This window comes from Idiomarina sp. HB (genome assembly GCF_048059115.1).
GTDB lineage: Bacteria > Pseudomonadota > Gammaproteobacteria > Enterobacterales > Alteromonadaceae > Idiomarina > Idiomarina abyssalis.
Genome location: NZ_JAYLVU010000002.1, coordinates 62,832 through 77,699 on the forward strand (window position 1 = coordinate 62,832; position 14,868 = coordinate 77,699).

Below are 14,868 nucleotides of genomic sequence, written 5' to 3' on the forward strand. Positions count from 1 at the left end.
AACAGGGGACTCAGTCATGAAATTTTCAATTAACCGCGATGCTTTTCTCAAGCCACTGCAGGTTGTGAGTGGTGCTGTTGAAAGGCGGCATACGTTACCAATTTTGTCGAATTTGTTATTACAGGTAGATAACGGCCAGCTTAAATTGACCGGAACAGACCTGGAAGTTGAACTGGTCTCCTCGGTACCGCTGGAATCTGCAGATATGGATGCAGCTGTTACTGTACCAGCTAAGAAACTTCTGGATATTGTGCGGAGCTTACCGGAAGGTTCAACAATTGAGTTCACTTCACAGGAAGACAGCGCAACCGTTAAATCGGGTCGCAGTAAGTTTAAGCTTAGCACTCTGTCGTCAGACGACTTCCCAAATATCGATGACTGGAAAAGTGACATCCATTTGGTGACTGAGCAGGCCATATTGAAGGACTTAATGGAGAAAACCCATTTCTCAATGGCGAACCAGGACGTCCGTTATTATTTAAATGGTATGTTGTTTGAAACGGATAATGGCATGTTGCGCTCTGTTGCAACTGACGGTCACCGTTTGGCCATGAGCACTTGTGCTATAGACCAACCAGGCCTTGCACAACGACAGGTTATTGTTCCTCGTAAAGGGGTGGTTGAGTTACTTCGTCTCTTGGGCGATGACGATCAGGAAGTGTCGGTTTCTATCGGAAACAACCATATTCGCGTTGAAACACCAGAGCTGGTGTTTACCAGTAAATTGGTAGATGGTCGTTTTCCTGACTATCGTCGTGTTTTACCAAGTGGCGGTGATAAAGTTGTGGTCGCGCATCGTGATGCTTTACGTCAGTCTTTTGGCCGTGCTTCAATTTTATCAAATGAAAAATTTCGCGGTGTGCGCTTGAATTTAAGCAGTGGTGAGCTTTGTATTACTGCGACAAACCCTGAACAAGAACAAGCGGAAGAAGTTATTGAAGTCGATTACCAAGGCGATGATCTTGAGATAGGCTTCAACGTTAGCTATTTGCTAGATGTCTTAAATAACATTGATGACGAACAGGTTTCTTTTACTCTGTCTGACTCAAACAGCAGTGCACTAATTGAACCTCAGCATGACGAGTCTTGCTGTTACGTTATTATGCCCATGCGTTTGTAACCCTGCCTTATAAATGTTCATTGAGACATTGAGTTTAAGCCACTTCAGAAATTTTTCGGAAGTGGCTTTGTCCCCCAGTCCCCAAATTAACCTAATTACTGGAGACAACGGTTCCGGTAAAACGAGCCTGCTTGAAGCTATTTATTTACTCGGTTTCGGTCGTTCTTTTCGTCCCGGCGGGTTTCGTCAGTTAATTAAAGAGGGTAATAGCGGCTTTACCGTATTTTGTCGCTCTAAAGATTACTCTATTGGCGTTCGACGCAGCGGTGATGGAGAGCAGTCGTTAAGATTAAATGGTGCGAATGTTCAGCGGATGTCAGATGTTGCCCGTTTAGTGCCGGTACAGTTGTTAACCCCTGAGTCTGTAGATATTCTTTTAGAGGGACCAGGTCAGAGAAGACAGTTTATTGATTGGGGAGTGTTCCACGTGGAACATTCTTTTTATTCGGACTGGGTTGCTTACACCCAATTACTTAAACAAAGAAACAGTTTACTCAAACAACGCTCGCTTCCCGTGCGGGAAGATAAATACTGGAAAGAACAGTTGGCCTATTATGGTGAACGCATTAGTAAAAGTCGCGAAAAATACCTAGAAGAACTTAATGATTATATACAAGAACTAGCGAAATCTTTTCTCTCCGATGTTACAATGGAGGTTCGATTAAAATCGGGCTGGGATACTAGCCAAAGTTTATTTGACGCCTTAGAAAGCCATACAGAGAAAGATAAGAAATACGGCTTCACCTCAGTTGGGGCACATAAGGCAGATATCAAAGTGATAGCAGATGGTGTGGAAGTAAAGCATCGCTTATCTCGCGGGCAGCTAAAAACCGCGATAACCGCTTTGAAATTAGCGCAAGGGAAGCATTATCAAAAAATTAAAAAGCAACCCTGCATCTATTTGGTCGATGATTTAACGTCAGAGCTTGATTCAAGAAACCAGGCGTTACTTTGTCGTGAGTTAGAAAATCTAGACGCACAAGTGTTTATCACCGCAATTACTGGAAAGCAGTTGTCGGATAAATTTCAAAAATCACCTCGAATGTTCCACGTGGAACATGGGGTAATAAACGAATGATATCGAGATAATACTATGGAAGAAAATAATTACGGTTCATCGAGTATCAAGGTTCTCAAAGGGTTGGATGCGGTTCGTAAACGCCCAGGTATGTACATTGGTGACACAGATGATGGAACGGGTCTGCACCACATGGTTTTTGAAGTTGTCGATAACTCTATTGACGAAGCCTTAGCGGGCCATTGTTCAGAAATTATGGTTACCATTCATTCTGATGGTTCAGTCAGTGTGAAAGATGATGGTCGCGGAATTCCCGTTGATATACACGAAGAAGAGGGCGTTTCAGCTGCTCAGGTTATCATGACCGTATTGCACGCTGGTGGTAAGTTTGACGACAACTCTTATAAAGTGTCTGGTGGTTTGCACGGTGTTGGTATCTCTGTTGTAAACGCGCTGTCTGAAAAGCTGCAGTTGACCATTCGTCGACAAGGCCAGGTTTACGAGCAAACTTATCATATGGGTGAGCCTGACAGTGACGTAAAACCTGTAGGTGAAACGGATACAACAGGGACTGAGCTTCGTTTTTGGCCTAGTCACGAAACCTTCACGAATACTGAATTTCACTACGATATTTTGGCGAAACGCCTGAGAGAACTTTCATTTTTGAATTCGGGTGTTGGCATACGGTTGCGAGATGAACGTGACGACCGTGAAGATGTTTTTAAATACGAAGGTGGTATTGCCGCTTTTGTTAACTACTTAAACCAGAACAAAACCCCCATTCATCAAAAAGCTTTCTACTTTACGCTTCAAAGAGAAGACGGTATTGGTGTAGAGGTAAGCATGCAGTGGAACGATTCCTTCCAGGAAAATATTTACTGCTTTACCAACAATATCCCACAGCGTGACGGTGGTACTCACCTGGCGGGTTTTCGTGCAGCATTAACTCGTACGTTAAACACCTATATGGAAAAAGAAGGCTTTACTAAGAAAGCAAAAACCTCAGCAACCGGTGATGATGCCCGTGAAGGTTTAACTGCAATTATTTCAGTTAAAGTACCAGACCCTAAGTTTTCTTCTCAGACAAAAGATAAACTCGTTTCTTCTGAAGTGAAGTCGGCTGTAGAGCAGTCAATGAATGAACAGTTAGCCGATTATCTGTTAGAAAACCCAGGTGAAGCCAAGCTTATCATCAATAAAATTATTGATGCGGCTCGGGCGCGTGAAGCGGCTCGTAAAGCTCGTGAAATGACTCGCCGTAAAGGTGCTTTAGATATAGCGGGGCTTCCCGGTAAGCTGGCCGATTGTCAGGAAAAAGATCCTGCACTGTCTGAACTCTACATTGTGGAGGGTGACTCTGCAGGCGGTTCAGCGAAGCAGGGGCGTAATCGCAAAAACCAAGCGATACTGCCGTTAAAAGGTAAAATCCTTAACGTTGAAAAAGCACGTTTTGATAAAATGTTGTCATCGGTTGAAGTCGGAACTTTAATCACAGCAATGGGCTGTGGTATTGGTCGTGATGAGTACAACCCGGATAAAACACGTTATCACCGTATTATTATAATGACGGATGCTGACGTTGATGGTTCTCACATTCGTACCTTGTTGCTAACCTTCTTCTATCGCCAAATGCCGGAGATTATTGAGCGTGGTTACATCTACATTGCTCAGCCTCCTTTGTATAAGGTGAAAAAAGGTAAGCAAGAAGTCTATATTAAAGACGATCCGTCATTGATTCGTTACCTGACCAGTTTGGCGTTGGACAACGCGTCGTTACACGTTAACGAAACTGCTCCGGGTATTGCGGGTGAAAAGCTGGAAGAGCTGGTTAACGGCTACCAAATGGCGCAGGAAAATATAAAACGCCTGAGCCGTCGTATGCCGGAACGTTTTCTGCAGCGCCTGTTCTACGCGCCTCGTCTAACTGATGAACGGTTGAAAGACAAAGATTATATGGCCAAGTGGGTCAAGACACTAAACGATGACCTAACAGCCAGAGAAGTCGATTCAGCAACCTATACTGTCTCTTTGCATGAAGATACTGAACGCAGAATGTGGTTGCCGACAACAACAATTCGTCAGCATGGGGTTGATACCGATTACCCACTTAACTACGAGTTCTTAATGTCGAAAGACTATGAACAGATAGTGACGCTTGGCGAAAAAATCGACTCGCTGGTAGAAGAAGGTGGCTATGTTCTCCGTGGAGAGAAAAAGCAACCAATTAACCATTTTGTTGACGCTGTTGAATGGCTTATCAATGAGTCTAAGCGTGGACTTTATGTTCAACGCTATAAAGGTTTGGGAGAAATGAACCCTGACCAACTGTGGGAAACGACCATGGACCCTGAAACCCGTCGTATGCTTCAGGTTACTATTGAAGATGCTATTGGCGCGGATCAGTTATTCACCACCTTAATGGGTGATGAGGTCGAGCCTCGTAGAGCATTTATAGAGTCTAACGCGCTTAAGGTTGCTAACCTCGATGTCTAGTTAATAGACATAAAGAATGTCAGCATAAAAAAAGCCGGTTCATGCAAAATGAACCGGCTTTTTATTTTTTAAATCAAAGACTTACTGAAGAAGAGATATGTCTGCTATTTCCAGGAACAGCTGACGCAATCTGAACAGTAAGTTAAGTCGGTTCACACGAACTGTATCGTCTTCCGCATTAACCATTACATGTTCGAAAAACGCATCGACAGGCTCTTTAAGCTCTGATAACTGTGTAAGGGCGTCACTATAGTCACCGTTAGCAATAAGCGGCTTAATAGCGCTTTCAGTTTGCGTTACTAAACGATAAAGGGCTGTTTCGGACTCTTCTTGTAAAACAGACTCATCAACTTTTCCTGATATTTCTTCTTTAGACTTTGCGAGAATATTCCCAACCCGCTTATTGGCGGCTGCTAAACTTTCGGCAGAGTCCAGAGATTTAAATGACTGAACAGCCTTAACGCGTTGGTCGAAGTCGGTTGGCTTTGACGGCGACCGTGCCAGTACTGACTGAATAACATCAACCGAAATACCTTGATCCTGATACCAAGGGCGGAAGCGGCCAAGCAGGAATTCAAATACGTCGGCAGCTACTGTTTTATTGGATAACTTGTCACCAAAGCCTTCTACTGAGGCTGCCAGTAACTCGTTTAAATCTAGTGCGAGATCGCGCTCCACCAGTGTACGTAATAAACCTAAAGCTGCGCGGCGAAGAGCAAAGGGGTCACGATCCCCTTTGGGTACCTGGCCAATACCAAATATTCCGACCAGCGTATCCAGTTTGTCGGCTAACGCGACGGCACAGGCCTCTTTGGTTTGAGGTAATTCATCACCGGAAAAGCGAGGCCAGTAGTGTTGCTCAATTGCCTGTGCGATAGTTTCACTTTCACCGTCGTTAAGTGCATAGTGCTTACCCATAACACCTTGAGTTTCAGGAAACTCTGAAACCATATCGGATACCAGGTCAGCTTTGCACAGCAGGCCGGCTCTTTGTGAAGCTTTTACGTCAGCGTTTAACTGGTTGGCAATTTTACCGGCTAACACGGAAATGCGACGTGCTTTGTCACCAATACTTCCGAGTTGCTTCTGGAAAAGTACAGAATCCAGTGCTGAAAGGCGAGACTCCAGTGTCTTTTTCTTATCGGACTCAAAGAAAAACTGTGCATCCGCCAGGCGAGGGCGAACAACCTTTTCATTACCTTTAACAATTTGTTGCGGGTCGCGACTTTCAATATTGGTGATGAAAATGAATTGAGATAATAAATTACCTTTGCCATCTTCAACCGGGAAGTAACGCTGGTCGTCTTTCATGGTGACAATGAGCGGTTCCTTTGGCACAGCCAGAAAACCCTGATCGAAACTTGCGGTTAAAGCTACGGGCCATTCCACCAGTGCAGCAACTTCCTCAACTAACTCGTCATCCTGAATAACCTGGCCGCCGAGTTCCGAAGCAAGACGTGAGATCTCCGATTGAATTGTTTCAATACGCTCTTCGAAGTTAGCGGTTACTTTCGCTTGACGCAGCTTTTCAAGGTAGTTGTCGACATGATCAAGCTCAAAACCTTCAGGAGAATGAAAACGATGACCCTGAATAAAACGAGCGCTCTTAGTTTCCAGAATTTCAGCTTCGATGAGCTCGCTACCCAGCATAACCGTCAGTGTATGAACCGGGCGAATGAACTGTGCGGTGCTGTCACCCCAGCGCATAGGCTTAGGAATAGGTAGTGTTTTAATGGCGGCTTCCAGCATACCCTGAACTAATTCAGCGAGCGCCTGGCCTTTTACTGTTGCCTTATGCAGCAGCCATTCGCCCTTGTCTGTCTTTAGACGGTCAGCCTGCTCAACGGTAATACCATTAGAACGAGCCCAGCCTTCGGCGGCTTTTGTCGGATTACCTGAATCATCAAAAGCCACATTAACAGCGGGACCGCGTTTCTCTACTTCTTTATCCTGCTGCTCGGTCTCTACCTGTTTAACCAGGACAGCTAATCGACGAGGAGTGGCATAAGCTTCAATACTATCAAAACTCAGTTCAGCGCTTTTTAAACCAGACTCAATACCCGACTTTAAGCTGTCGCGCAGTGACTTTAAGGCTTTTGGAGGAAGCTCTTCGGTACCTAGCTCAATTAATAAGTTTTCTTTTTGCACGGCTTGGCTCTCCTTAGTTCGCTGCTGGGTTGGTTTTATTGTCGGCTAAAGGGAAGCCCAGAGCTTCGCGCGCCTGGTAATAAACTTCGGCAACGGCTTTTGCCATGGTTCTGACACGAAGTATGTAGCGCTGCCTTTCGGTCACAGAGATAGCATGCCGGGCATCCAGCAGGTTAAACGCGTGAGACGCTCGCATCACTTGCTCATACGCAGGCAAAGCCAAAGATTTTTCTATGAGCAGTTCGCACTCTTTTTCACAGTCGTCGAAGCGACGGAAAAGCACATCAACGTCAGCGTATTCAAAGTTGTAAGTTGATTGCTCAACTTCATTCTGATGAAAAACGTCGCGATACAAGATCTTACCGCGAGGGCCGTCGGTCCAGACCAGGTCGTAGATGCTGTCCACACCCTGAATGTACATGGCCAAACGCTCCAGGCCGTAGGTAATTTCTCCGGCCACGGGGCGGCACTCTAAACCACCGACTTGCTGGAAGTAAGTAAACTGAGTGACTTCCATACCGTTAAGCCAGACTTCCCAGCCCAGACCCCAGGCGCCCAGAGTAGGCGATTCCCAGTTGTCTTCTACAAAGCGTATGTCGTGAGTCAGTGTGTCAAAGCCAAGCATTTCTAAAGAGCCCAGGTAAAGTTCCTGAATGTCTTTAGGTGAAGGCTTCATAATGACCTGAAACTGATAGTAGTGCTGTAATCGGTTTGGGTTCTCGCCATAACGACCATCAGTAGGACGGCGGCAAGGCTGAACATAAGCAAAACTGGCTGGCTCGGGGCCTAATGAGCGTAAAAACGTCATTGGGTGAAAAGTGCCTGCACCCACTTCCATATCTAATGGCTGAACCACGGCACAGCCTTGCTGAGCCCAGTAGTCCTGAAGAGCAAGAATAAGCCCCTGAAAGGTTTTCACATCGTATTTCGACATACGCATTCTCTGCTTTTTTATTTGTGGTTGACCAATGGTCGAAAAATATGCGTAGATTATACCCTCTGACGCGCCTTGGTTATAGGGGAAGGCATGACAAATAATGAACCAGAACGTTGTTCCTGGTGTGAATCTGCTGACGATTACCGTGCGTATCACGACAATGTCTGGGGAAGGCCGGTACGTGACCCGATAGAACTCTTCGCCAAACTGTGTCTGGACGGGCAGCAGGCGGGTCTTAGCTGGTTAACCATATTGCGCAAACAAGCGGGCTACGAGAAAGCCTTTTTGGGTTTTGATCCGAAAGCTATTGTGGCAATGAGTGATGCTGATCGCGAACGGTTGTACAGCAACCGTGATATTATTCGTAGCAAGGCGAAAATTGATGCGATTTTCACCAACGCCGAAGCCTTTTTAAAGCTAGAAGAGAAAGGTGTTAGATTTGAGCAATGGCTATGGGCGTTTGTTGGCGGCTCACCGATTATTAATGCGTATCGGACGCAAAGTGAGATTCCAACCGAAACTGAGGCTTCCCAAAGCATGGCAAAAGCGTTAAAAAAGGAAGGCTTTAAGTTTGTCGGGCCGACCATTTGCTATGCTTTTATGGAAGCAGTTGGTATGGTGAACGACCATGTTACCAGCTGTCATTGCTACCAGCCTGTTGCTGAGCAAATGAAACAGTTTACGTTGTAAAATGAGCGAAGGACGAATGATAGAAATTACACTTGCGGATTATAGTAACCCCAAACACCGTAATGCCGTTATAGCTATGTTGGATGCTTACGCTAAAGACCCAATGGGTGGTGGTGAAGGCATATCAGATGAAGTTAAAGAAAGTCTGATAGATGAAATGGCAAAAAGAGACCATGTCTTTTCTTTGCTGGCCTACGATGGTGACACCCCGGTTGGCGTTGCAAACTGTGTAGAAGGCTTCTCAACCTTCGCTGCAAAACCATTAATGAATATTCACGACATAGCGGTTATTCCGGAATATCGAGGCCAGGGCGTTGCGCGTAAACTTCTGGAAGAAGTGAAAACACTGGCAGAATTCCGTGGTTGCGTGAAGCTGACTCTAGAAGTGTTGGAAAACAATGACCGTGCCAAGCAGGCCTACAAAAACTTTGGCTTCGAACCCTACGAACTGGGTGAAGTTGGTCAGGCTGAGTTCTGGGAAATGTATTTAAATAAAAATAAAGCCTGATACTTGAATGTCAGGCTCTTATTGGGACTTCCTAACCCAGTAGCGGTAAGGCATCTCTTCGGTTTCAGAAGCAACCAGCTCATGCTCCATAAATTCGCAAAAGCCCGGAATATCCCGGGTTGTTGCGGGATCATCCGCAATAATCAGCAATACCTCACCAACCTTCATTTTACGAATAGCCGCACGAACTAACATTACGGGCTCCGGGCATTTAAGGCCAAGGGTATCGAGTTCTTTGTCGCAGTTAATCTGGGTCATGACTTCTTTAAAAGACGTTAGGTGAAATTGGCGAGTAGTTTAACACTTTCGCGACTAAGAGGTGAGGGGGGAGTGATGGATTGCACCGCTGTTTGTTGGCGGGAAATACTCAGAAACTGTCTGCAGCCATGGATGGCTGCAGTCAAGCCCCCAGGGATGGGTTCACGGCGTGTTTCTGAGTATTTCCTGACAATAAAAAGGGGCGAGCCTTCGCTCCCCCCTTCCTCAGAGCAGTTAAAGTGTTAAACCGCTCTAGTTTTGCTGTTTCTTTTAAACGCGTTCAAATACCGTCGCAATACCCTGGCCAAGGCCAATGCACATGGTGGCTAAGCCAAGCTTCGCGTTTTTCTCTTCCATTAAGTTGATTAGCGTCGTTGAGATACGTGCGCCAGAGCAGCCTAATGGGTGACCTAAAGCGATAGCACCACCGTTCAGGTTCACTTTCTCTTCCATCTTGTCGAACAGTTTTAAACCTTTAAGTACAGGCAGTGACTGTGCGGCAAAGGCTTCGTTCAGTTCAACAACGTCGATGTCGTCAATAGACACACCAGCACGTTTAAGTGCTTTCTCCGTTGCCGGAACGGGGCCGTAACCCATAATGGAAGGATCGCAGCCTGCAACGGCCATTGAGCGAATCTTAACGCGTGGCGTCAGACCCAGTTCTTTGGCTTTATCAGCAGACATAACCAACATGGCAGCTGCGCCGTCAGACAAGGCTGACGATGTACCTGCGGTTACCGTACCGTTGGCCGGGTCAAACACCGGGCGAAGCTGTGACAGGCCTTCTGCGGTGGTTTCCGGACGAATAACTTCGTCTTCAGTCACGCGTACCAGTTCGCCGTCGGCATTGTGGCCGTTAATTGGGTAAATCTCTTTAGCAAAGCGGCCTTCAACTGTCGCTTCGTGCGCTTTCTTATGAGAGCGCGCGCCGAATTCGTCTTGTTGTTCACGGGTAATACCGAACTTGCGAGACAACAATTCAGCGGTCATACCCATGCTGCCCGAAGCTTTTGCTACAGACTTATTCATGCCCGGATGAAAGTCGATACCGTGAGTCATTGGTACGTGACCCATGTGCTCAACACCACCGGCCATAAAGATTTCGCCGTCGCCGTTCATAATAGCGCGGGTAGCGTCGTGCAATGCCTGCATGGATGAGCCACACAGACGGTTAACGGTAACGCCGGCCACTTTATGAGGAATGCCGGCAATTAACGCTGAGTTACGTGCAATGTTGAAACCTTGTTCTAAGGTTTGCTGTACACAACCCCAGTAAATGTCCTCCAGTTCTTCAACATCCACTTCCGGGTTACGCTCAAGTAAGCCCTTCATCAGCGCAGCTGAGAGGTCTTCGGCACGAGTATGGCGGAAAACACCATTTTTTGAACGCCCCATTGGCGTACGAATACAATCTACAATGACGATGTCTTTCATTTTAATAACCTCCTCAAGCCTTACTTCGCGCTGGTTGTGTCAAAGTAAGATTTACCGGCTTTAGCCATTTCGCGCATGCCGTCGGTAACCTGATAAATTTCACCCAGGTGCGCGTACTTGTCTGCCAGTTGAATAAAGTTGTCCATGCCAAGCGTTTCCAAATAACGGAAAGGGCCGCCTCGGAATGGAGGGAAGCCTAAGCCATAAAGCAACGCCATGTCTGCTTCGGCAGCAGAGCCCACAATGTCTTCTTCCAGACAGCGAACCGCTTCGTTCACCATTGGGATCATGCAGCGAGCAATGACTTCATCTGCGTCCAGCTTTTTGCCTTGTTCACAGCCTAGTAACTCATAAGTCGCCGGATCAGCTTCTTTGGTTGGCTTACCTTTTTTGTCGGTGCCGTAAACATAGAAGCCTTTACCGTTTTTCTGACCGTAACGCTCAGCGGCTGCCAGCTTAGCAATGGCGCTGGACTCGTCGCGTTTCATGCGGGTCGGGAAGCCTGCTTCCATAACAACGGTACAATGATCCGCCGTGTCGATGCCGACAACGTCGCTCAAGTACGCAGGACCCATAGGCCAGCCGAACTGCTTCTCCATAACCTTGTCGATGCCGACGAAATCAACGCCTTCATCAACCATACCGGCAAAGCCTGCCAGGTAAGGGAACAATACGCGGTTCACTAAGAAGCCCGGGCAGTCGTTAACAACGATAGGGGTTTTGCCCAGTTTCAATGCATAGGCTACTACGGCATTAACAGTGTCATCTGAAGTTTTCTCGCCACGAATAATCTCAACCAGCGGCATTTTATGTACCGGGTTAAAGAAGTGCATCCCGCAGAATTTTTCAGGACGCTTCAGGTTTTTAGCGAGCTCTGTAATAGAAATGGTCGAGGTGTTTGACGTTAAAATAGCATCATCACTGATAACGCCTTCAATTTCAGCCAGCACCGAACCTTTAACTTTCGGGTTTTCAACAACGGCTTCAACAACAATATCGACGTCTTTAACGGCATCGTTCAGCAGCGTAGGTGTAATAGAAGATAAGATTTTAATCATCTTCTCGTTATTCACCTTACCGCGCTCTACGCCTTTTTTCAGGATCTTGCCAGCTTCTTTCATGCCCAAATCTAAAGCGTCTTGCTTAATGTCTTTCATGACAGCCGGTACGCCTTTAAGGGCAGACTGATAAGCGATACCGCCGCCCATAATGCCTGCGCCTAACACACCCGCAGTTTTGATTTCTTTGGTTGCTGCTTTGGCGTACTTCTTAGACTTACCTTTAACGGCCTGATCGGCCAGGAAGATACCAACCTGCGCCTGGCATGCGTCAGTTTGAGTTAGGTCGAAAAACGCGTTATTTTCAGCTTTTAATGCGCCTTCACGGTGTTCGCGAGCGCCGTTTTCAATGGCTTCTAAAGCCTTGTGCGGTGCCGGGTAGTGTTTACCAGCTTTGGCTGCAATTAAACCTTTAGCGGTAACCAGAGTCATCATTAACTCGGTGTCGTTGGCTTTTAACGGCTCTAACTTAGGCTGACGCTTGGCTTTCCAGTCTTGTTCGCCGGCAGCGGCAGCTTTCGCTAAATTCAACGCCGCTTTTGTTAGGTTCTCTGGCTCAACAATCGCATCAATTGCGCCAACTTTAAGCGCGTCTTCTGCTTTGTTGTTTTTACCTGTGGTGATCCACTCTAAAGCGTTATCAGGACCAATAACGCGAGGTAAACGCATAGTACCGCCAAAGCCCGGGATAAGACCCAGTTTAACTTCAGGCAGGCCGATAGTTGCTGTGGTATCCGCTACACGGTAGTCACAGGCTAATAGTGCCTCACAGCCGCCGCCTAACGCGAAGCCTTTAACCGCACCAACGGTGGGTACCGGCAGGTCTTCCAGTTGGTCAAATACGCGTGATGCTTTTGCTACCCAGCTGCGGGTTTTTTCCTGATCAGAGAATAGTGTCAGGAACTCAGTAATGTCAGCGCCTACAATAAAGGTCGACTTGCTACTGGTGACAATGACGCCACGTAAATCGTCAGTGTTTTGTAATTTTGTCAGTGCTTCACTGAATTCTTCTAATGTTGCCTGGTCGAATTTATTAACCGAGCCTTTCGCATCAAATTGTAATTCTGCGAAACCTGGTTCGATAAAATCGACCCGAATGCTTTCACCTTGATAGATCATCTTGGGTCTCCCACGACTTCCATTAATTTGTTGCTATAAAGAAACTGATTCTGCTATAGCTTTGGGTTAAGGTAGAGAGAGTTTGGCGCGAATACGCCAATTTTTCAACGGTTATTTAAACATGCGTTTGAATTAATGAAAAAGCAGTCGTTTATCATACGTTACAGTGCACCATTGTTTTTCGCGTTATCGCTGTTTAGTAGTGGTGCAGCCCAATCTGAACCTGTTGATAGTGAACAACGGGAGCAGCAGCGTGAGCTATTCAAAAAAGCAGAATACGCCGCTAAGCGTGGTCGTCTGAATGAATACCGTCAGTTATTACAGAAGCTGGAGGGCTACCCGCTCGTTCCGTATCTGGAACTGACAAGGCTGGAGCAAGTAGGCTATTTGGCTAATGAAGACCGGGTTTTGGCTTTTCTGGAAAAGTATGACAACACACCACTCGACTGGCAGCTAAGGCAGCCGTGGCTTACTTACCTGGCAGGGCAAGAAGAGCATGCACGCTTTATTCGCGACTTTCGGCATCCGGGCACTTTGACTCACCGTTGTCAGTTTATTGAAGCGCAACGAGAAAAAGGTTTGGGGGACGGGCCTTTCCGTCGCCAGGTTGATGCTATTTGGGAACACGGTTTTTCACTTCCTTCAGCCTGTGATCCCATTTTGAAGGAATGGGAAAGCCTTGACGGACGTACTGATGAGAAAGTTTGGAATAGACTGAAGATGGCAGCTGAACGCGGTAACCCAACGTTACTGCCTTACCTCACAGGGTTATTACCGGAGTTACAGCAATATCTGGGTGAGTTTTATCATAAAGTGCGCTATTCACCGGCGGCCATTGAAGACGGTTCCTGGTTTAAGGGACGTTACCCTGAAAAAGAAGCCCAGATAACGACTTTTGCACTGACAAAGCTTATTTGGCGAGATGAAAATATTGCCCTGCGCAGTTATAAAAAACTGAAGCCCGAGCTACCCTTTTCAGAGGCGCAGGAAGAACGCATAGCAGAAGAGTTTGCGGTTGCGCTAAGTTTGAAGTCTCATCCGGAAGCGCGCGTCTGGCATGACCGTGTTCCGGTTAATGCGCTCAATGAGCGAGTTCTTCAGTGGCGTTTAGCTATTTACCTTAAAGACAAAGATTACGAAGGTCTGCGTGATGCTATTCAAAGTCTCCCCGTTGCTATTCGGCAAGGGAATCAGTGGCGTTACTGGCTTGCGCGTACGCAGGAAATTACCGGGAATGCGTTAGTTGCTCAGCAACTCTACGAAGACTTATCCGACGAACGCCATTATTACGGCTTTCTAGCCTCTGCAAGGTTACAGAAACCGGTTAGCCTTGAGCACGAAAAGCTTGAGGTGAGTGTGGTTCAGCTTGAACAGATCCGGAACCATCCGAGTGTCCAGCGTGCATACGAGCTTATTCAGCTTGAGCGCTGGGTGGACGCAAGGAGAGAGTGGAATCACTTATTAACTCAACTCGATGGCGAAGAGCAAAAGGTCGCAGCGTATCTTGCCAGCGAGTGGGGGTGGCATGATCAAGCCATATGGACATTAGCGCAAATTGGTCATTTTGACGCCGTGGGCATTCGTTTCCCATTAGCTTATAAAGACATATTAGGAAGGGCATCACAGGCCGCAGGAATAGATGAAAACTGGGCTTTAGCCATTACCCGGCGAGAAAGCAACTTCCGGCATGATGCTTATTCCAGCGCGGGCGCCAGAGGCTTAATGCAAATACTGCCCGGCACTGCCAAGCAACTGGATACCAAAAACAACAGTTGGCGTCGTTTAAATGACCCGTCGGTCAATGTGCGATTAGGAACTCATTACTTGAGTCGCCTGAAACATCGGTTTGAGAATAACTGGCTATTAGCTACGGCAAGCTATAATGCAGGATACTACCGTGTGAGAGAGTGGCTACCGGAAGAGCCTGTTTATGCCGATGAGTGGGTTGAAACCATCCCTTACCATGAAACCCGAGATTATGTAAAAGCGGTATTGAGTTACCAACAAATTTATAGGATGTTAGGTGGTAACGAGGATAATTTGTTTGAGCAAGTTGTTGATATGACCATTGTTGAGACTGAATAA

At 46.7% G+C, this 14,868-nt stretch carries 11 protein-coding genes; 6 read left to right on the top strand and 5 right to left on the bottom strand.

Going from position 1 to position 14,868, the window contains the following annotated elements; genetic code table 11:
* The first annotated feature begins 16 nt into the window (after positions 1–16).
* From dnaN to gyrB, 3 genes are read left to right on the top strand one after another with little or no spacing between them, the layout of a single operon-like run.
* The gene (dnaN, locus tag VBY75_RS06040; protein WP_199493923.1) at positions 17–1,120 is read left to right on the top strand and encodes a DNA polymerase III subunit beta; all 1,104 of its coding nucleotides are present in this window, start codon (positions 17–19) and stop codon (positions 1,118–1,120) included.
* Positions 1,121–1,133: 13 nt separating this feature from the next.
* Complete coding sequence (gene recF, locus VBY75_RS06045) at positions 1,134–2,198, top strand: DNA replication/repair protein RecF (RefSeq protein ID WP_222236073.1); 1,065 nt, start codon at positions 1,134–1,136, stop codon at positions 2,196–2,198.
* Positions 2,199–2,213: 15 nt separating this feature from the next.
* Positions 2,214–4,631, top strand: a complete 2,418-nt coding sequence (gyrB, locus tag VBY75_RS06050; protein ID WP_054488940.1) for a DNA topoisomerase (ATP-hydrolyzing) subunit B — start codon at positions 2,214–2,216, stop codon at positions 4,629–4,631.
* An 81-nt stretch (positions 4,632–4,712) separates the two neighbouring features.
* On the opposite strand, the gene glyS is transcribed toward gyrB, so the two are convergent.
* Positions 4,713–6,779 carry a glycine--tRNA ligase subunit beta gene (glyS, locus tag VBY75_RS06055; protein ID WP_416511535.1) on the bottom strand — a complete coding sequence of 689 codons (2,067 nt, stop codon included), beginning with the start codon at positions 6,777–6,779 and terminating at the stop codon, positions 4,713–4,715.
* A gap of 13 nt (positions 6,780–6,792) precedes the next feature.
* On the bottom strand, positions 6,793–7,713 hold the full coding sequence (gene glyQ, locus VBY75_RS06060) for a glycine--tRNA ligase subunit alpha (RefSeq protein ID WP_416511537.1): 921 nt from the start codon (positions 7,711–7,713) through the stop codon (positions 6,793–6,795).
* 93 nt (positions 7,714–7,806) lie between these two features.
* Here glyQ and VBY75_RS06065 point away from each other — a divergent pair, with 93 nt between their 5' ends.
* The gene (locus VBY75_RS06065; RefSeq protein ID WP_054488936.1) at positions 7,807–8,406 is read left to right on the top strand and encodes a DNA-3-methyladenine glycosylase I; all 600 of its coding nucleotides are present in this window, start codon (positions 7,807–7,809) and stop codon (positions 8,404–8,406) included.
* Positions 8,407–8,422: 16 nt separating this feature from the next.
* Entirely contained in the window at positions 8,423–8,914 is a 492-nt protein-coding gene (locus tag VBY75_RS06070; RefSeq protein WP_222236075.1) for a GNAT family N-acetyltransferase, read from the top strand.
* A gap of 18 nt (positions 8,915–8,932) precedes the next feature.
* On the opposite strand, the gene tusA is transcribed toward VBY75_RS06070, so the two are convergent.
* The 3 genes from tusA to fadB form a co-directional block, all read right to left on the bottom strand.
* A complete protein-coding gene (tusA, locus tag VBY75_RS06075; RefSeq protein WP_416511540.1) occupies positions 8,933–9,172 on the bottom strand; it encodes a sulfurtransferase TusA in 240 nt (79 codons plus the stop codon).
* A gap of 270 nt (positions 9,173–9,442) precedes the next feature.
* Entirely contained in the window at positions 9,443–10,606 is a 1,164-nt protein-coding gene (fadA, locus tag VBY75_RS06080) for an acetyl-CoA C-acyltransferase FadA (RefSeq protein ID WP_222236079.1), read from the bottom strand.
* A 20-nt stretch (positions 10,607–10,626) separates the two neighbouring features.
* Positions 10,627–12,783: a fatty acid oxidation complex subunit alpha FadB gene (fadB, locus tag VBY75_RS06085; RefSeq protein WP_416511542.1), complete on the bottom strand. Its 2,157-nt coding sequence runs from the start codon at positions 12,781–12,783 to the stop codon at positions 10,627–10,629.
* A gap of 135 nt (positions 12,784–12,918) precedes the next feature.
* Between fadB and VBY75_RS06090 the strand changes: the two genes are divergently transcribed.
* Positions 12,919–14,868, top strand: coding sequence for a transglycosylase SLT domain-containing protein (locus VBY75_RS06090; RefSeq protein ID WP_271332029.1), 1,950 nt, complete (start codon positions 12,919–12,921; stop codon positions 14,866–14,868).